17 protein-coding genes are annotated in these 18,081 nt (G+C 71.1%); 10 read left to right on the forward strand and 7 right to left on the reverse strand.

Translation table 11 applies throughout. The annotated features are described in order from the left end of the window. Positions 1 to 46 precede the first annotated feature (46 nt). On the forward strand, positions 47 to 403 hold the full coding sequence (locus ACZ4Z3_RS08730; RefSeq protein ID WP_055513072.1) for a YciI family protein: 357 nt from the start codon (positions 47 to 49) through the stop codon (positions 401 to 403). Between the two features lie 99 nt (positions 404 to 502). Continuing rightward, positions 503 to 1,855, forward strand: a complete 1,353-nt coding sequence (locus ACZ4Z3_RS08735) for an RNA polymerase sigma factor (protein ID WP_468500316.1) — start codon at positions 503 to 505, stop codon at positions 1,853 to 1,855. Between the two features lie 314 nt (positions 1,856 to 2,169). Here ACZ4Z3_RS08735 and ACZ4Z3_RS08740 read toward each other — a convergent pair whose 3' ends face one another. Continuing rightward, positions 2,170 to 3,372, reverse strand: coding sequence for a class I SAM-dependent methyltransferase (locus ACZ4Z3_RS08740; protein ID WP_468500317.1), 1,203 nt, complete (start codon positions 3,370 to 3,372; stop codon positions 2,170 to 2,172). 177 nt (positions 3,373 to 3,549) lie between these two features. Here ACZ4Z3_RS08740 and ACZ4Z3_RS08745 point away from each other — a divergent pair, with 177 nt between their 5' ends. From ACZ4Z3_RS08745 to groL, 3 genes are all read left to right on the forward strand, one after another. After that, entirely contained in the window at positions 3,550 to 4,578 is a 1,029-nt protein-coding gene (locus ACZ4Z3_RS08745) for a polysaccharide deacetylase family protein (RefSeq protein WP_468500318.1), read from the forward strand. A 239-nt stretch (positions 4,579 to 4,817) separates the two neighbouring features. Then, positions 4,818 to 5,126, forward strand: coding sequence for a co-chaperone GroES (gene groES / locus ACZ4Z3_RS08750; RefSeq protein ID WP_055715921.1), 309 nt, complete (start codon positions 4,818 to 4,820; stop codon positions 5,124 to 5,126). 157 nt (positions 5,127 to 5,283) lie between these two features. Continuing rightward, a complete protein-coding gene (gene groL / locus ACZ4Z3_RS08755; RefSeq protein ID WP_468500319.1) occupies positions 5,284 to 6,912 on the forward strand; it encodes a chaperonin GroEL in 1,629 nt (542 codons plus the stop codon). Between the two features lie 194 nt (positions 6,913 to 7,106). Here the strand turns inward: groL and ACZ4Z3_RS08760 are convergent, their stop codons facing one another. The 4 genes from ACZ4Z3_RS08760 to ACZ4Z3_RS08775 all read right to left on the reverse strand — a co-directional run bounded on the left by ACZ4Z3_RS08760 (position 7,107) and on the right by ACZ4Z3_RS08775 (position 9,904). Next, positions 7,107 to 7,814 carry an ester cyclase gene (locus ACZ4Z3_RS08760; RefSeq protein ID WP_468500320.1) on the reverse strand — a complete coding sequence of 236 codons (708 nt, stop codon included), beginning with the start codon at positions 7,812 to 7,814 and terminating at the stop codon, positions 7,107 to 7,109. Between the two features lie 104 nt (positions 7,815 to 7,918). Next, complete coding sequence (locus ACZ4Z3_RS08765; RefSeq protein WP_468500321.1) at positions 7,919 to 8,692, reverse strand: SDR family NAD(P)-dependent oxidoreductase; 774 nt, start codon at positions 8,690 to 8,692, stop codon at positions 7,919 to 7,921. After that, complete coding sequence (locus ACZ4Z3_RS08770) at positions 8,592 to 9,062, reverse strand: hypothetical protein (RefSeq protein WP_468500322.1); 471 nt, start codon at positions 9,060 to 9,062, stop codon at positions 8,592 to 8,594. The genes ACZ4Z3_RS08765 and ACZ4Z3_RS08770 overlap by 101 nt, the downstream gene beginning before the upstream one ends. Before the next feature lie 149 nt (positions 9,063 to 9,211). After that, positions 9,212 to 9,904, reverse strand: coding sequence for an MOSC domain-containing protein (locus tag ACZ4Z3_RS08775; RefSeq protein ID WP_468500323.1), 693 nt, complete (start codon positions 9,902 to 9,904; stop codon positions 9,212 to 9,214). An 80-nt stretch (positions 9,905 to 9,984) separates the two neighbouring features. Between ACZ4Z3_RS08775 and ACZ4Z3_RS08780 the strand changes: the two genes are divergently transcribed. Then, positions 9,985 to 10,881 carry a LysR family transcriptional regulator gene (locus tag ACZ4Z3_RS08780; RefSeq protein WP_468500324.1) on the forward strand — a complete coding sequence of 299 codons (897 nt, stop codon included), beginning with the start codon at positions 9,985 to 9,987 and terminating at the stop codon, positions 10,879 to 10,881. A gap of 129 nt (positions 10,882 to 11,010) precedes the next feature. Here ACZ4Z3_RS08780 and ACZ4Z3_RS08785 read toward each other — a convergent pair whose 3' ends face one another. Further along, a complete protein-coding gene (locus ACZ4Z3_RS08785; protein ID WP_055540437.1) occupies positions 11,011 to 11,340 on the reverse strand; it encodes a WhiB family transcriptional regulator in 330 nt (109 codons plus the stop codon). Between the two features lie 391 nt (positions 11,341 to 11,731). Between ACZ4Z3_RS08785 and ACZ4Z3_RS08790 the strand changes: the two genes are divergently transcribed. The 4 genes from ACZ4Z3_RS08790 to ACZ4Z3_RS08805 all read left to right on the forward strand — a co-directional run bounded on the left by ACZ4Z3_RS08790 (position 11,732) and on the right by ACZ4Z3_RS08805 (position 16,136). Next, positions 11,732 to 12,343 (forward strand): response regulator transcription factor, encoded by a 612-nt coding sequence (locus ACZ4Z3_RS08790; protein WP_003948568.1) that lies wholly within the window; start codon positions 11,732 to 11,734, stop codon positions 12,341 to 12,343. A gap of 257 nt (positions 12,344 to 12,600) precedes the next feature. Beyond that, positions 12,601 to 13,176, forward strand: coding sequence for a sigma-70 family RNA polymerase sigma factor (locus ACZ4Z3_RS08795; RefSeq protein WP_005481141.1), 576 nt, complete (start codon positions 12,601 to 12,603; stop codon positions 13,174 to 13,176). Positions 13,177 to 13,387: 211 nt separating this feature from the next. Further along, complete coding sequence (gene guaB / locus ACZ4Z3_RS08800; protein ID WP_468500325.1) at positions 13,388 to 14,893, forward strand: IMP dehydrogenase; 1,506 nt, start codon at positions 13,388 to 13,390, stop codon at positions 14,891 to 14,893. 118 nt (positions 14,894 to 15,011) lie between these two features. Next, a complete protein-coding gene (locus ACZ4Z3_RS08805; RefSeq protein ID WP_055522669.1) occupies positions 15,012 to 16,136 on the forward strand; it encodes a GuaB3 family IMP dehydrogenase-related protein in 1,125 nt (374 codons plus the stop codon). Between the two features lie 572 nt (positions 16,137 to 16,708). Here ACZ4Z3_RS08805 and ACZ4Z3_RS08810 read toward each other — a convergent pair. Further along, complete coding sequence (locus ACZ4Z3_RS08810; protein ID WP_468500326.1) at positions 16,709 to 17,917, reverse strand: nucleotide sugar dehydrogenase; 1,209 nt, start codon at positions 17,915 to 17,917, stop codon at positions 16,709 to 16,711. Positions 17,918 to 18,081 lie beyond the last annotated feature (164 nt).

The following is an 18,081-nucleotide window of genomic DNA, read 5'->3' on the forward strand; positions in this document are numbered from 1 at the left end:
GTGAGAGGCGGGGAGAGACCCCGCCGCCCCTACCGAAGGAGCCACCATGCCGCGCTACCTGTCGATGGTCCGGATCGACGAGTCCACCGCCCCCGCCGAGGGCCCGAGCCCCGAGCTGATGCAGCGGATGGGCGACCTGCTGGAGGAGATCACCAAGGCCGGCGTCATGCTCGACACCGCCGGACTGCTGCCGAGCGCCCAGGGCAAGCGGGTCCACTGGGCGGGCGGCGAGCTGTCCGTCACCGACGGGCCGTTCACCGAGACCAAGGAGGTCGTCGGCGGCTACGCCCTCATGCAGTGCAAGGACATGGACGAGGCCGTCGAGTGGACCACGCGGTTCCTCAAGGTGCACGAGGAGCACTGGACGGTGACCTGCGAGGTCCGGGAGATCGCGGAGGGCTGAGGGGTCCATTCACCATGCCCGTCCGGGGCGGACGCTCATAGTGAAAGGACCCCTGAACCCGCTTGGCCGGGGCGCACCGTGGGTGTCTGATGGTGGGTTGTGACAGCACAGCCCACCACCGACGCCGACCGTGCGGGGCGTGCCCCGGCGGACCCCCGGAAGGCCATCGAGACCGTCTTCCGCATCGAGGCGCCCCGCGTCATCGCCGGGGTCGCCCGGATCGTGCGGGACGTCGGGATCGCGGAGGAACTGGCCCAGGACGCGCTGGTCGCCGCGCTGGAGCAGTGGCCGCGCGACGGTGTCCCCGACAACCCGGGCGCCTGGCTCATGACCACCGCCAAGCACCGGGCGATCGACCTGGTGCGCCGCCGGGAACGCTACGCGCGCAAGCTGGCGGAGGTCGGCCGGGACCTGGAGGCGGCGAACCCGGCGGGTCAGTACCTGGACACGCCGTCCGACCCCGACGGCATCGACGACGACCTCCTGCGCCTCGTCTTCACGGCCTGCCACCCCGTGCTCTCCGCCGAGGCCCGCATCGCCCTCACCCTCCGCCTCCTCGGCGGCCTCACCACCACGGAGATCGCGCGCGCCTTCCTCTCCCCGGAGGCCACCGTCGCCCAGCGCATCGTCCGCGCCAAACGGACCCTCGCGAAGAAAGGCGTCCCCTTCGAGGTGCCCTACGGCCTCGACCGGGAGGCCCGCCTCGCCTCCGTCCTGGAGGTCATCTACCTCATCTTCAACGAGGGGTACGCCGCCACCGCCGGCGACGACCTCTTGCGGCCCGCGCTGTGCGAGGACGCGCTGCGGCTCGCCCGCGTCCTCGCGGAGCTGATGCCCAAGGAACCCGAGGTGCACGGGCTGGTGGCGCTGCTCGAACTCCAGGAGTCACGGGCCGCCGCCCGCACGGGCCCGACCGGTGAGCCGGTGCTCCTCAAGGACCAGGACCGCCGCCGCTGGAACCGCCTGCTCATCGCCCGCGGCTTCACCGCGCTGGGCCGGGCCACCGCCGCGGCCCACGGCGGCCCGGGCCCGTACGCGCTCCAGGCCGCGATCGCCGCGTGCCACGCCCAGGCGTACACCTACGAGGAGACCGACTGGCCGCGCATCGCGACGCTCTACGCCCTCCTGGCCACCCGTTCGCCGTCCCCGGTCGTCGAGCTGAACCGCGCGGTCGCCGTCTCGATGGCCGAGGGCCCGGCCGCCGCCCTGGAGATCGTCGACCGCCTGGCCTCCGAACCGGCCCTGAGCGACTACCACCTGCTGCCGAGCGTACGAGGCGACCTCCTCACCCGCCTGGCCCGCCCGGCGGAGGCCCGCGAGGAGTTCGAACGAGCGGCCACACTGGCCCGCAACGAACGAGAACGCCGACTGCTGTTGGCACGGGCGGAGGAGGCGGGGGAGGCGGGGGAGCGGGCGGAGCCGGGGGTTGGGGAGGGCGGAGAAGGCGAGTGAGGGCGAAGGAGGCGTGAAGGGCGGAGAAGTCGGGTGAGGCGAAGGAGGCCGGAGAGCCGTCCTTGACGCGGCCCGGTGCGTGGGCCCTGGGCCGGGTCGGGCCCCGGCAGGCCCCGTCGGCCTCTCGCAAACCGTTCGGCCTCTCGCCAACCGTTCGGCCCCTCGCAGGCCGGTCGGCCTCCGCAGGCCGGATCGGCCCCCGCGGAGGGCTCGGCGCGGGTGCCTGCTCCGGTCGGCCGCCCCTGCGGGCGGTGCGGCGCAGAGGGTCGGGCGCGGTCCTGCGGCCGCGTGGGCGTCGGCGCGACTCGGTCGGCTCAGGCCGGATGGCCGAGCAGCATCGTCGGCGCGCCTGCCACCCGCGTCAGGAAGACCGTCGTCGAGGCGGTGCCGTGCGGCTTCGGCAGGGCCTTGCGGCGCAGTTCCTCCGGCTCGACGGCCGACCCGCGCTTCTTCACCGTCAGGATGCCGATCCCGCGTTCCCGCAGCAGCGCCTTGAGCTTCTTCACGTTGAAAGGCAGCACGTCGGTGATCTCGTACGCGGTCGCGTACGGCGTGACGTGGTGCTCGTCGGCGGTGATGTACGCGATCGTCGGGTCGATCAGCCCGCCCTCCAGATCCTCGGCGACCTCGGCGACCAGATGGGCGCGGATGACGGCGCCGTCCGGCTCGTACAGGTACCGCCCGACGGGCCGGACCGCCGGGTCGGGCAGCATCGTGTCGGGGGCGGCGTAAATCCCGGCCTCCGAGGGGAGCAGCACCGCCCGCCGCGCCCCCGGCGTCCCGCTCGCGCGGAACCACAGCACGGCCTCCTTCACGTCCCCGCCGTCCGAGATCCACTCGGCCTCGGCCTCGGGCGGAATCGCCTCGTGCGGGATGCCCGGTGCGATCTTGAGCGCGCCGAGCGGCGCCTTCAGCGCGGCCGACACGGCCCACGACAGGGGCGGTGAGTAGGCCTCCGGGTCGAAGATCCGGCCGCGCTTGGAGGAACGCCGGGCCGGGTCGACGAACACGGCGTCGTACCCGGTCGTGTCCACCTCCGTCACATCCGCCTCGCGGACCTCGATCAGATCGGCGAGCCCGAGCGCGTCCGCGTTGGCACGGGCCGCCGCCGCGGTCAGCGGGTCGCGGTCGACGGCCAGGACGCGGATACCGGCCCGCGCGAACGCGATCGCGTCCCCGCCGATCCCGCAGCAGAGGTCCGCGACCGACCGCACGCCGAGCGCCCGGAAGCACTCCGCCCGGTACGTCGCCACGCTCGTCCGCGTCGACTGCTCGACCCCGTTCGGCGTGAAGAACATCCGTGCCGCGTCCTCGGCCCCGAACTTCGCCACGGCCCGCTGCCGGAGCCTCGCCTGGGCGATGGCCGCCGAGACCAGTTCCGCCGGGTGCGTGCGTCGCAGACGCGTCGCCACGGCCAGCTCCCGCGCCGGTTCCACACCGCGCACCTCGTCGAGGAGGGCACGGCCCTCGGGGGTCAGCAGGGGCGCGAGGAGGGAGTCGGGGGAGAGGTCGTTCACCGGGCCATTGTGGGCCACCCGGTGGACGGCGCGCCGGTGGTGGCGGTGTCGGGCCGGGGCGCCGGGCGTGCCCTGCGAGGATGCGGCGCCATGCGACTCGTGCGACAACATGATGAAACGAGGGTGAAGCGGACGAGTCATCGGAGGCCGGCCGGCGGCCTCCGGGGCGCATGCGCCATGCCTGTGCTGACGCTCGCCGTGGTGATCGTGGCGATGGTGGTGTCCGGGTGCGCCGGGGGCGACGCCGAGGGTGCCGGGGGCGGCACCGCGGGGGACGGCACCTCCGCGACGAGATCCATGGAGAAAGGGCGGCAGACGACGGCCCCGGCCCACGGCCGCGCGGCCCCGGCGCCCGGTCATGACCCATCCGATCACCACACCGACCCGCCTCGGCGTCACGCCAACCAGCCCGGGCACCGCGCTGATCCGCCCCGGCGTCGCACCGATCCGCCCCGGCGTCACACCAACCCGCCCCACGCCCCTGCCCGTCCGCCCGCATACCGTCGCTGGGGGCTCGCCGGGCCGCTCGTCCCGGCTCCCCAGAAGCCCGACCGGCCGTCCGTGGCCGGGGCCGTGCGCCCCGGTCTGGCCCCTGTCGTCGAGCGCGTCGCGACGCGCGACAACGTCGTGTTCCTGACGTTCGACGACGGTGCGGAGAAGGACCCGGGATTCGTGCGGATGGTGCGGGAGTTGCGGCTGCCGGTCAGCATGTTCCTCACGGACAGCGTCGTCGGGCCGGGCTACGGCCGGCTCGCCCGGCTCCGCGAGGTCGGCGCCACCGTGCAGAACCACACCCTCGACCACATCGCCCTGCGCGGCCTGCCGTACGCCGGGCAGCGGGCCGAGATCTGCGGCCAGCAGGACAAGCTGAAGCAGCGCTTCGGTGTCCGCCCCACCCTGTTCCGCCCGCCGTACGGGGTCTACGACACCACCACGCTCCGCGCCGCCGCCGACTGCGGCATCGCCGCCGTCGTCCTGTGGCGCGCGTCCATGAGCGCCGACGGCTTCCGTCCCACCGCCACCGGCGCCGCGACCGCCGCCGGCGACCGGCTCCGGCCCGGCGACATCGTCCACGTCCACGTCCATGTCCAGGGCCGGGGTCCGGGTCGGCTGGACGGCGCCACGCTCACCCGGGTGACGACCGGTCTCCTGCGCCGCATCCAGGAACAGGGCCTGACGGTGGGTCGTCTGGAGGATTACCTCTGAGGGCCACCTCCGCGGGGCGGAACCTCGCGGCAACCCGGGGTCCCGCACCACGCCACGCGGCCGCAATTAGCAGTCCGCTTGACCGAGTGCTAACCACGGTCATAGTCTCAGGTCTGGCACTCCCCCCTGGAGAGTGCCAACTACGCGACGGGCAGGTCCGGCACCCGCGACGACGGATCCACCTGGTCGCCACCTCAGACAGTTAACCCCGTGAGATCTCCGAAGGGGGAGGTCGGATCGTGACGACCACCAGCTCCAAGGTTGCCATCAAGCCGCTCGAGGACCGCATCGTGGTCCAGCCGCTCGACGCCGAGCAGACCACCGCCTCTGGCCTGGTCATCCCGGACACCGCCAAGGAGAAGCCCCAGGAGGGCGTCGTCCTGGCCGTCGGTCCGGGCCGCTTCGAGAACGGCGAGCGTCTGCCGCTCGACGTCCAGACCGGCGACATCGTGCTGTACAGCAAGTACGGCGGCACCGAGGTGAAGTACAACGGCGAGGAGTACCTCGTCCTGTCGGCTCGCGACGTCCTCGCGATCATCGACAAGTAGTTCACCTCTCGCGAGGCAGCCCGCCGCCCAGCGCGGCGCGTCACTTCGCGAAACACATTGCTTTGAGCTGCGCCCCTGGCCCCCGCGACCACTAAAAGCCGGGCGCCCGGGGCGCAGCCTGCATTCACCCGAGATTTCCGAGAGGGCTCCCGCTGCCATGGCGAAGATCCTGAAGTTCGACGAGGACGCCCGTCGCGCCCTCGAGCGCGGCGTCAACAAGCTTGCCGACACGGTGAAGGTGACGATCGGCCCCAAGGGCCGCAACGTCGTCATCGACAAGAAGTTCGGCGCCCCCACCATCACCAACGACGGTGTGACCATCGCCCGCGAGGTCGAGATCGAGGACCCGTACGAGAACCTCGGCGCGCAGCTGGTGAAGGAGGTGGCGACCAAGACCAACGACATCGCTGGTGACGGCACCACCACCGCCACCGTGCTCGCCCAGGCGCTGGTGCGCGAGGGCCTGAAGAACGTCGCCGCGGGCGCCTCCCCGGCCGCCCTGAAGAAGGGCATCGACGCCGCCGTCGCCGCGGTCTCCGAGGACCTGCTCGCCTCGGCCCGCCCGATCGACGAGAAGTCCGACATCGCCGCCGTCGCCGCGCTGTCGGCCCAGGACCAGCAGGTCGGCGAGCTCATCGCCGAGGCGATGGACAAGGTCGGCAAGGACGGTGTCATCACCGTCGAGGAGTCCAACACCTTCGGTCTGGAGCTGGACTTCACCGAGGGCATGGCCTTCGACAAGGGCTACCTGTCGCCGTACTTCGTCACGGACCAGGAGCGCATGGAGGCCGTCCTCGACGAGCCCTACATCCTCATCCACCAGGGCAAGATCGGCGCCATCGCCGACCTGCTGCCCCTGCTGGAGAAGATCATCCAGGCCAACGCCTCGAAGCCGCTGCTGATCATCGCCGAGGACGTCGAGGGCGAAGCCCTCTCCACCCTCGTGGTCAACAAGATCCGCGGCACGTTCAACGCTGTCGCCGTCAAGGCCCCCGGCTTCGGCGACCGCCGCAAGGCGATGCTGCAGGACATGGCCGTCCTCACCGGCGCCACCGTCATCTCCGAGGAGGTCGGCCTCAAGCTCGACCAGGTCGGCCTCGACGTGCTCGGCACCGCCCGCCGCGTCACCGTCACCAAGGACGACACCACGATCGTCGACGGCGCCGGCAACTCCGAGGACGTCCAGGGCCGCGTCGCCCAGATCAAGTCCGAGATCGAGAACACCGACTCCGACTGGGACCGCGAGAAGCTCCAGGAGCGCCTCGCGAAGCTGGCCGGCGGCGTGTGCGTGATCAAGGTCGGCGCCGCCACCGAGGTGGAGCTGAAGGAGAAGAAGCACCGTCTGGAGGACGCCATCTCCGCGACCCGCGCCGCGGTCGAGGAGGGCATCGTCTCCGGTGGTGGCTCCGCGCTCGTCCACGCCGTGAAGGTCCTCGAGGGCAACCTCGGCAAGGACGGCGACGAGGCCACCGGTGTCTCCGTCGTCCGCAAGGCCGCCGTCGAGCCGCTGCGCTGGATCGCCGAGAACGCCGGCCTGGAGGGCTACGTCATCGTCTCCAAGGTCGCCGAGCTGGAGAAGGGCAGCGGTTACAACGCCGCCACCGGCGAGTACGGCGACCTGGTCAAGGCCGGCGTCATCGACCCGGTCAAGGTCACCCGCTCCGCCCTGGAGAACGCCGCCTCCATCGCCTCCCTCCTCCTCACGACCGAGACCCTGGTCGTCGAGAAGAAGGAAGAGGAGCCGGCCGAGGCGGGCCACGGCCACGGTCACGGCCACGCCCACTGAGGCAACGCCGCCCTCCGAGGCGACGCCGGCCCACTGAGGCCGGACACCGCCCTCCGAGGCGGACCCCTGCGAGAAGCCCCTGTTCCGCCCGCCGGAACGGGGGCTTCTCCCGTGCACGGTGCACACACGTCCTACCGGCGGTCTCCCCAGGCGCTCCCGGCCGCCGCCCTGCCCAGCGCTCGCCTACCGCTCGCTCAGCGCTCCACCCCTTCCAGGGCCCCCAACTGCGCCATCAGCGCGAGCCGGTCGTACTGCCACCACCCCTCGGCGAGCTTCCCGTCCGCCGAGCAGCGATGGATGGTCGTCCCGGTCATGGAGACCTTCCTCCCGGTGGGCGCGATACCGAGGAACTCGCCCTTGTGCGTGGCGTTCCACGTCCACCGCGTGCACACCCGGTCACCCTGCGCCAGCTGGTCCTCGATGGTGAACGAGAAGTCGAAACCCGCCCGCCACATCGCGAACTCACGCCGGGCCGCGTCCATGCCGATCACGTCCTGCGGGTTGGCCGGGTCGTGGTCGTGATAGTCCTCCACCAGCAGATCGTTCATCGGGGGCAGCTCCCCCCGCGTGCCCAGCGTCTCGAAGAACCTCCGCGCGGTGTCCGCGTTCAGCTGCTCGTCCCGCACCACGTCCAGATCCGTGAAGGTCGGCATCTCGTCGCAGAGCGCCACCATCTCGTTGAAGATCCGGTCCGTCTCCGGCAGCTGGGAGTTCCGCATGGCCTCCTCGTACGACGGGAACTCCACGATCTCGACGAAGTGCCCCTCGTCGGACCTGTCCTTCCCGATCATGTTGTGTGTCGCCGTCCGCTTTCCCTTGGTCTGCTCGATCCACCTGTCCATCAGCCGGTCCATCTCGTCGAACCGGCTCGTCCTACAGTCGATGAGCTGTACAAACGTCACAAGACCACCTCCGGCCCCCCTGGGTCCGGTCGGACAGCTCCATTCTCACCCCGCGCCGCCTCCCGCTCACCCGCTGCGCGACGAGGGTGCCTCGGCCAGCCCGGCTACTGGGGGCCGTACTTCCGCCCCGTCTTCGAGCTGACCCCGCCCAGCAGCCCCCGCGGCATCACCTTCACCACACCCATCAGGGCCTTGTAGCGCGGGTCGGGGATCGAGACCGTCCTGCCGCGGGACAGGTCGGCCAGGGCCGCCGTGACCAGCTTGTCCGCGTCGAGCCACATCCAGCCCGGGATGTTGTCCGTGCCCATGCCCGCCCGCTCGTGGAACTCCGTGCGGACGAAGCCCGGGCACAGCGCCATCAGACGGACACCGCTGCCGGCCAGGTCCCGCGCCGCGCCCTGGGTGAACTGCACCACCCACGCCTTGGACGCGCCGTACGTCCCCCGCGGCACGAACGCCGCCACCGACGCCACGTTCACGACACCGCCCCGGCCGCGCTCCCGCATGGCCTCGGTCGCCGCGGAGGTCAGCCGGAGCACCGCCTCGCAGTGCACCTTGAGCATCTTCAGCTCGTCGGCCATCGAGACGTCGAGATAGCGGCCCTTGTTGCCGAAACCCGCGTTGTTGACCAGCAGGTCGACCGGGTTCTTGCGGTCGGACAGCCGCTTCGCCGCCGCCTCGATGCCGTCGTCCGTCGCCAGATCCGCCGTCAGGACCTCCGCCTCGATGCCATGCCGGTCGTGCAACTCCGTGGCCTGCTCCCGCAGCCGCTTCGTGTCACGCGCCACCAGCACCAGGTTGTGCCCGTCCGCCGCCAGCCGCCGCGCGAAGGCTGCGCCGATGCCCGCGGTCGATCCCGTAATCAGAGCCGTTGTCATGGCGCAAGGGTAGTGACCCGGACTGCGCTGATCCGCTTGCCCACGGCGGCGGACCCGGCCCGGTCGTCCCCGCCCCTGGACGTGCCGCGCGTGTGCCGGGTGCGGCGCGGCAGCCCCAGGCCGGTGTCTTCACGGCGTCCTTGAACTCGGTGGTGCCGGCCCGCATGCGCCGATCGAGGACGCGGGTGCCGTGCTTGTCGACGGACGACTTCGCGAGCGGCGGTATCGCCAGCTTCTCGTCGAAGGCGCCCCGGCCGGTCGTGCTGACGTCGGCGCCCGTCCACAGCCATGTGAACAGGTCGCCGATCGTCAGCCCCACGCCAGTGACGACCGAGCCGAGCACGATGAGGACACGCTTGATCCGCGACATGCCTCCAGCGTTCCGCCCCGCCCGTCGGCGAACATCCGGGACCGCCCCTGGCCCCTCCCTGACCCACCCCCGGCCCGCTCCCCGGGGATCACCCCTAGGAGCCGTGCGGCGCCCGGCCTCGTGGGTCACGGGGTCTCAGATGTCCGGCGTCACCGTCGAGTTGCCGAGTCGGCGTTTCCGTCCTGTTGGGCCGCGTACGTCCGGGCCGACTCCAGGATCTCCGGGTGGAGTGCCTCGCCCGCGGCCAGCAGACGCGGCAGCAGCTCCCGCTCGTTCATCGTGGCGCGGAAGGCGAGGGCGACGGTGACGTCGTGGTCCGGGCGGTGGACGATCTCGATCGGGTCGCCCGCCCGGATCTCGCCCGGCCGCACCACCCGCAGATACGCCCCGGGCTCGCCCTTCCCCGCGAAACGCTTGACCCAGCCGCGCTCACCGAGGTGCCGCTGGAAATTCAGACAGGGGACGCGGCCGGCGGTGACCTCCAGGACGACCTCCGCGCCGATCCGCCAGCGCTCCCCGATGAGCGCGCCGGAGATGTCGAGGCCCTCGGTCGTCAGGTTCTCCCCGAAGGACCCGTTGGGCAGGTCCCGGCCGAGCTCCTGCTCCCACGCGTCGAGGTCCTCGCGGGCGAACGCGTAGACCGCCTGGTCGTTCCCGCCGTGATGCCGTCTGTTGCACACCGCGTCCCCGGCCAGTCCGCTGCCGCCCACCCCCTTCGGCCCGGGCGCGGCCACCCGCACCGGCCCGGCCACCGGCCGTTTGTCGATCCCTGTCACGCGCTTCGACTCCTCGGGGACGTCGACCGCCGCGGCCTGCCCGAGGTTCAGTGACAAAAGCTTCATACCGGCACGCTAGGCGAGCGTCGGTCAAAGCGTCGACGCAATATTCGCCGCCCCTTCCAAGCCACCCTTATGCTCGACCCGTGATCGAGGCCCGTCATCTCCGCGTCCTGCGCGCCGTAGCCACCACCGGCTCCTTCTCGGCTGCCGGGCGTGAACTCGGCTGCACCCAGCCCGCCGTGAGCCAGCAGATGAAGGCGCTGGAATCGTCCGTCGGCACGCCCCTGCTGGTACGCGGCGGCCGCGAGATGCGGCTGACCCAGGCGGGCGAGGCGCTCGTGCGGCACGCGGCCGGCATCCTCGCCGGTCTGACGGCGGCCGAGGAGGAGGTCGCCGCGATCGCGGGTCTGCGCGCCGGCCGGGTCCGGCTGGTCTCCTTTCCCAGCGGCAGCTCCACGCTCGTCCCCACCGCCCTCGCCGCCCTCCGCGCCGCCCACCCCGGAACCCGGGTCTCCCTGGAGGAGGCCGAACCGCCCCGCTCCGTCGAACTGCTCCGCGAGGGCGACTGCGACATCGCGCTCGCCTTCCGCTACGAGGGCGCGGCGAACGCCGAGGAGTGGGAGGACCTGGTCGTACGCCCCCTGCTCACCGACCGTCTCGTCGGCCTCGTCCCGCAGGGGCACCGGCTGGCCGGCGCGCGGTCCATCGGCATCGGGGAACTCGCGGGGGAACCCTGGATCGCCGGCTGCCCCCGCTGCCGGGGCCAGCTGGTGCGGGTCTGCGAGAGCGCGGGCTTCACCCCGCGGATCGACTTCGCCACCGACGACTACCCGGCGGTGGTCGGTCTGGTGGGCGCGGGCCTCGGCGTCGCGGTCCTGCCGGAACTGGCCATCGAGTCGGTGCGGCCCAAGGGGGTACGGATGATCACGGTGGAGCCGGTGGTGCACCGGGAGATCGTGGCGCTCACCCTCCCGGACCTGGCCCGGGTCCCCACGGTCGCCGCGACCCTCGACCAACTGACGAAGGCGGCGACCCGCTAGTCACCGTCGTCGGTGCGGGGCACGGCCTCCACGGAGCCGGACTCTCCCTCCGAGCGACCGCCGGGTCGTGGAGCGGTCGTACGCGCTGTTGTGGCGTCCGCCCGGGGCGGCGCCTGATGAAACGTTCCTTCAGTTGTTCGAGCCGGCGTCGCCGACGGGTGTGGACGCCGACACCAGGCGGTGCCGGGCACGTCCCATGAGCTCCTCGCGCTCGTCCTCGGTCAGCCCGCCCCACACGCCGTACGGCTCACGGACCGCGAGGGCGTGGGCCGCGCACTGGGCGCGTACCGGGCAGCGCATGCAGACCTCCTTGGCCGAGTTCTCACGAGCGCTCCGCGCCGCGCCGCGCTCTCCCTCGGGGTGGAAGAACAGCGAGCTGTCCACCCCTCGGCAGGCCGCGAGGAGCTGCCAGTCCCACAGATCAGCGTTCGGTCCGGGAAGGCGGGAGAAATCTGCCATTACGTGTCCCCTTGTTGCCGTTCTGAGAGGATATGGTGCCCATGACCGTACATGGACTATCTAAGGAGATGAAAATATGACTCATTGCGAATCTAGCTCCAGACACCGGCAAATAGGAACAAAAACGGCTGAATGGGGCATAGGTTGTGATGAAACGTTGAGGGTCTGTTGCGCATGTCTGCACCGTGTCCGTGCCCTCACGTAGAGTGCCGAAGGTGGCCAGCCATCCCGTAACTCTTTCGAGTGACCGTCGTTGAGAGGTCGGAGGCGGTTGAAGGAAGAAGCGCTCGGGCAGGCGTTCGTGTCCGCTCGTGAGTGTCGACCGCACAGGTGACGATTTCGTACCAGCCTGGAGGCTCAAGGTGACGCGCATCAGCTGCGGAGGACGGCCATGACATCCGTCCTCGTCTGCGACGACTCCCCGCTTGCCCGAGAGGCGCTGCGCCGTGCGGTGGCGACCGTGCCCGGCGTCGAGCGCGTGACCACGGCGGCCAACGGCGAGGAAGTCCTCCGCCGCTGGGGGGCCGACCGCTCGGACCTGATTCTGATGGACGTACGCATGCCCGGCCTGGGCGGCGTCGAGACCGTTCGGCGGCTGCTGTCCGCCGACCCCGGTGCGCGCATCATCATGCTCACCGTCGCCGAGGACCTGGACGGCGTGGCGCTCGCCGTCGCCGCCGGTGCCCGTGGCTATCTGCACAAGGACGCCTCCCGCGCGGAGCTGCGCGCCACCGTGACGCAGGCGCTCGCCGACCCCACCTGGCGGCTCGCCCCGCGCCGGCTGCGGTCCGCCGAGATGGGCGCCGCGCCGACACTCACCGCGCGGGAGATCCAGGTGCTGGAGGGCATGAGCCACGGCCGTTCGAACGCGGAGATCGGGCGCGAGCTGTTCCTCTCCGAGGACACCGTGAAGACCCACGCGCGGCGGCTGTTCAAGAAGCTCGGTGCCTCGGACCGCGCGCACGCCGTTGCGCTCGGCTTCCGTTGGGGTCTGGTCCGCTGAGTTGAGCCGTGACGGGGGTAGGAGAATCCCCGCTCACCACCAGGTGGGCGGGGGTGGCCGAGCGGTCCACCGGATGCCCGCTGCTCGTTTCGCCGCGGATGCCGCATCCTTGAGGTGTGGAGTTCCTCGGGGAGCAGTCGAACGAGCGGGAGGGGAGGGCGCAGGAGATGACTTCCGGCGCGCCTACTCATAACGCTTCGGTGCACAACCATGGACGTGACGCCACGGACCGGACGGCCGCAAGGCACCATGGACCGATGCGCGACGACGAGACGACAGTGATCGGTGCGCTCGTGCATCGCGCCGTCGACGGGGACGAGCAGGCGACCCACGATCTGCTCGCCCATGTCCACCCCCTTGCCCTGCGCTATTGCCGCACCCGTCTGTCCCGGCTGCCCGGTGACGCGCGGCACTTCGTGGAGGACCTGGCGCAGGAGGTCTGCGTCGCCGTCCTCCTCGCGCTGCCGCGCTACAAGGACACCGGACGGCCGTTCGAAGCCTTTGTCTTCGCCATCGCCGGCCACAAGGTCGCCGACCTCCAGCGCGCCGCGATGCGCCACCCCGGCTCGACGGCCGTGCCCTCGGACGAGATGCCCGAGCGCCCCGACGACTCCCTCGGCCCGGAGGAGCGCGCCCTGCTCAGCAGCGACGCCGAGTGGGCCAAGAAACTCCTGGCCAACCTGCCCGAGAATCAGCGGGAGCTGCTGCTGCTGCGGATCGCCGTCGGGCTGACGGCCGAGGAGACGGGACAGATGCTCGGCATGTCGCCCGGCGCGGTCCGGGTCGCGCAGCACCGGGCGCTGAGCAGACTCAGGGCCCTCGCCGAACAGTAGGACCAGTAGGAACCGCGCCGGTCGAGCAGGAGGACCGGCGTTCGTCCCGCAGTCCGGAAGGCACCCCGTATGAACAGGCGGGGTGCCTTTTCCGTATGACGTCCGTACGAACATACGAAGCCCGGGATGACTTCGTACCGTGGAATGTGTGCTCCGCGCTTCCCGTTAGCATGGACATCCGCACCGATCAAGGCCATTTGGGGAAGGTGTCATGACTGCCAACGTCGACGGAGTGCCCGAAAAATTCGCGACGCTCGGGCTGACCTACGACGACGTGCTGCTGCTGCCGGGCCCGTCGGACATGGCTCCCGACGAGATCGACACCGCCTCGTACGTCTCCAAGAACGTGCGGGTGAACATCCCGCTGCTCTCGGCCGCGATGGACAAGGTCACCGAGTCCCGCATGGCCATCGCCATGGCCCGCCAGGGCGGCGTGGGTGTCCTGCACCGCAACCTGTCCATCGAGGACCAGGCCAACCAGGTCGACCTGGTGAAGCGCTCCGAGTCCGGCATGGTGGCCGACCCGATCACCGTGCACCCGGACGCCACGCTCGCCGAGGCCGACGCGCTGTGCGCCAAGTTCCGCATCAGCGGTGTCCCGGTGACCGACGGCAACAAGAAGCTGCTGGGCATCGTCACCAACCGCGACATGGCCTTCGAGACCGACCGCTCGCGCCAGGTCCGCGAGGTCATGACGCCGATGCCGCTGGTCACCGGCAAGGTCGGCATCTCCGGCGTCGAGGCCATGGAGCTGCTGCGCAAGCACAAGATCGAGAAGCTGCCGCTGGTCGACGACTCGGGCATCCTCAAGGGCCTCATCACGGTCAAGGACTTCGTGAAGGCCGAGAAGTACCCGAACGCCGCGAAGGACGGCGAGGGTCGTCTCCTCGTCGGCGCCGCCGTCGGTGTGGCCGGTGACGCCTTCGAGCGCGCCCAGGCCCTCATCGAGGCGGGCGTCGACTTCATCGTCGTCGACACCGCGCACGGCCACTCCCGCCTGGTCGGCGACATGGTCGCCAAGATCAAGTCGAACTCGACCGGCGTCGACGTCATCGGCGGCAACATCGCCACCAAGGACGGCGCCCAGGCCCTCATCGACTCCGGCGTGGACGGCATCAAGGTCGGCGTCGGCCCCGGCTCCATCTGCACCACCCGTGTCGTCGCCGGCATCGGCGTCCCGCAGGTCACCGCGATCTACGAGGCGTCCCTCGCCGCCAAGGAGGCCGGCATCCCGGTCATCGGCGACGGTGGCCTGCAGTACTCCGGCGACATCGCCAAGGCCCTGGTCGCGGGCGCCGACACGGTGATGCTCGGCTCGCTGCTCGCGGGCTGCGAGGAGTCGCCGGGCGAGCTGATGTTCATCAACGGCAAGCAGTTCAAGTCGTACCGCGGCATGGGGTCGCTCGGCGCCATGCAGTCCCGCGGCGACCGCAAGTCGTTCTCCAAGGACCGCTACTTCCAGGAGGGCGTCGCCTCCGACGAGCAGCTCGTCCCCGAGGGCATCGAGGGCCAGGTGCCCTACCGCGGCCCGCTCTCCTCGGTCGTCCACCAGCTGGTCGGCGGCCTGCGCCAGTCGATGTTCTACGTCGGCGGCCGGACGGTCCCGGACCTCCAGGCCAACGGGCGCTTCGTCCGGATCACCTCCGCGGGACTGAAGGAGAGCCACCCGCACGACATCCAGATGACCGTCGAGGCGCCGAACTACAGCCGTAAGTAGACAGCCGTAGGCAGGCAGTGGACCTGGTGAGGGCGGTCCCGGTGCATCCGGGGCCGCCTTCGTCGTGCCCGTCGGCGATACTGGAAGACGCTGAACGCTTCAGGGAAAGGCCACACACGTGACTGAGATCGAGATCGGGCGCGGCAAGCGCGGCCGCCGGGCGTACGCCTTCGACGACATCGCCGTCGTCCCCAGCCGTCGTACGCGCGACCCGAAGGAGGTCTCGATCGCCTGGCAGATCGACGCCTACCGCTTCGAGCTGCCCTTCCTGGCCGCCCCCATGGACTCGGTCGTCTCCCCGGCCACCGCGATCCGCATCGGCGAGATGGGCGGCCTCGGCGTACTGAACCTCGAAGGTCTGTGGACGCGGTACGAGGACCCGCAGCCGCTGCTCGACGAGATCACCGGCATGCCCGACGAGGCCGCGACGCGCCGTCTCCAGGAGATCTACGCGGCTCCCATCAAGGAGGAGCTGATCGGGCAGCGCATCAAGGAGGTGCGCGACTCCGGTGTGGTCACCGCGGCGGCGCTCTCCCCGCAGCGCACGGCCCAGTTCTCCAAGGCCGTCGTGGACGCGGGCGTCGACATCTTCGTCATCCGCGGTACGACCGTGTCGGCGGAGCACGTCTCCGGCTCGCACGAGCCGCTGAACCTGAAGCAGTTCATCTACGAGCTGGACGTCCCGGTGATCGTCGGCGGCTGCGCCACGTACACGGCGGCCCTGCACCTGATGCGCACCGGCGCGGCCGGCGTCCTCGTAGGCTTCGGCGGCGGCGCCGCCCACACCACGCGGAACGTGCTGGGCATCCAGGTCCCGATGGCGACGGCGGTGGCCGACGTGGCCGCGGCCCGCCGCGACTACATGGACGAGTCCGGCGGCCGGTACGTGCACGTCATCGCCGACGGTGGTGTCGGCTGGTCCGGCGACCTCCCCAAGGCGATCGCCTGCGGCGCCGACGCGGTGATGATGGGTTCCCCGCTGGCCCGCGCCACGGACGCGCCCGGCAAGGGGCACCACTGGGGCATGGAGGCGGTGAACGAGGAGCTGCCGCGCGGCAAGAAGGTCGACCTCGGCACCGTCGGCACGATCGAGGAGGTCCTGACCGGACCCTCGCACACGCCCGACGGCTCGATGAACCTCTTCGGCGCGCTGCGCAGGGCCATGGCCACCACCGGGTACAGCGAGCTGAAGGAGTTCCAGCGCGTCGAGGTGACGATCGCCGACTCGCAGCACAAGCGGTGAACTGACACCGCGCTCGGTTTGAGCGGAGAGAGGGGCCTGGTCACCCACGGGGGCGACCGGGCCCCTCTTCGTGTGCCCAAAGGGGCTGGTGGGGGCGTGGGCTGCGGTGGGGGGGGGGTGGGGGGGCGCGCGGTTGCGTTCGGGGCGAATGTGGGCCGAACGGGCGAAGTGGGCGGAGAGCGTTCGTGATCGGCGCCCCAGTTCTTCTGGGGCCCCCTTCCAAGGACATGGTCCGGACCCCGCCCTCGGGGCCCGGCCCGATCTCCGACGAACCGTTCACCGGGCTACTGGGCGGTGTCGTGGAAGGGGGCGCCCATGGGACGTCACCGCAAGCCCACCCGCTGGGACCGGCTCCGTCTTCGGATGGTGCAGTGCCGGAGGAGGTGGATCTTGCGGCTTTACGGATGGTGAGCGGCCGCCCCCAGAAGAAGTAGGGGCGGACACTCCGTGAACCATCCAGGAGCCCTGCCGCAGTACCCGCTGCGGTGGGCTCCACCTGGGTCTGTACGGTACCCGCGCGGGGGCCCGGCTGCCACCAGTGCCGGAGTGTCGGGCGGTGGTGTGCGCCCCGTTCACAACCTGTGCGCCGCTCCCGTCGGAGTGGCTCCGCGGGTGTCCAGGAGGAGCTGGGCCTTCACCGACAGGCCCTGGAGGTCGTAGGTGCGGTGGTGCTGGAGGAGGATCGTCAGGTCGGCGTCGGCGGTGGCCTCGTAGAGGGAGTCGGCGCGGGGGACCGGGCGGTCGAGGACGCTCCACGCGGGGACGTACGGGTCGTGGTAGCTGACGTGCGCGCCGAGTTGCAGGAGCCGGCTGGCGATCTCCTCCGCGGGGGTGCCCTGTTGGTCGGGGACGTCGGGCTTGTACGTGACGCCGAGGAGGAGGACGCGGGCTCCACGGGCCGACTTGCCGTGCTCGTTGAGGAGGGTGGCGGCGCGCTGGACGACGTACTGGGGCATGCGGTGGTTGACCCGCTGGGCCAGTTCGACCATGCGGAGTGAGTGCGGGGCCTGGCCCGACAGGTCCTGCGCGAGGGCGTGACCGCCCACGCCGGGCCCCGGGCGGAACGCCTGGAAGCCGAACGGCTTGGTCTCGGCGCAGCGGATGACGTCCCACAGGTCGACGCCGAGGTCGTGGCAGAGGACGGCCATCTCGTTGGCGAGGGCGATGTTGACGTGCCGGTAGTTGGTCTCCAGCAACTGCACCGTCTCGGCCTCGCGCGGTCCACGCGCGCGTACCACCTTGTCGGTGAGCCGGCCGTAGAAGGCGGCCGCCGACTCGGTGCAGGCCGGGGTGACGCCGCCGATCACCTTGGGGATGTTCGCGGGGCCGAAGTCGCGGTTGCCCGGGTCGACGCGGGCGGGCGAGTAGGCGAGGTGGAAGTCGCGGCCCGCGCGCAGACCCGACCCCTCTTCGAGGAGCGGACGCAGGAACTCCTCGGTGGTGCCCGGGTGGACCGGTGACTCCAGGATGACCGTGGTGTGCGGGCGCAGACGGGCGGCCAGCACCCGGGCGGCCTCCTCCACCTGGGTGAGGTCCGGCGCTCCGTCGGCGCCCATGGGCACGGGGACGCAGATGACCGCCGTACGGACCCGGCCGAGTTCCGCGGGGCTGGTGCCGGGCTTGAAGCCGCTGGCGAGCATGCGGCGCAGTTCGGCGGGGGTGAGGGAGCCGCGTTCGGGGCCGGTGCGGTAACCGAGCGTGGGGATGCCGGCGGCGACGGCGGCCTGGGCCAGCGGCAGGCCGAGCTGGCCGAGTCCGATGACGGCGAGATCTGCGGGCATGGCGTGAGCCGTCCTTCCCAGTAACCGAAGCGGGACAGACGCGCAAGCCCTGTGGACTGGATGAGCGAGCGCAATGTCAGACTAGGAGTAAATATGACCGATGTGCTGGATTGGCAGGGGTATGTCGTCGCGCGTCCTGGAGAGTTGTCCACAGGCTGGGGGCG

This window comes from Streptomyces sp. NPDC030296 (genome assembly GCF_055572815.1).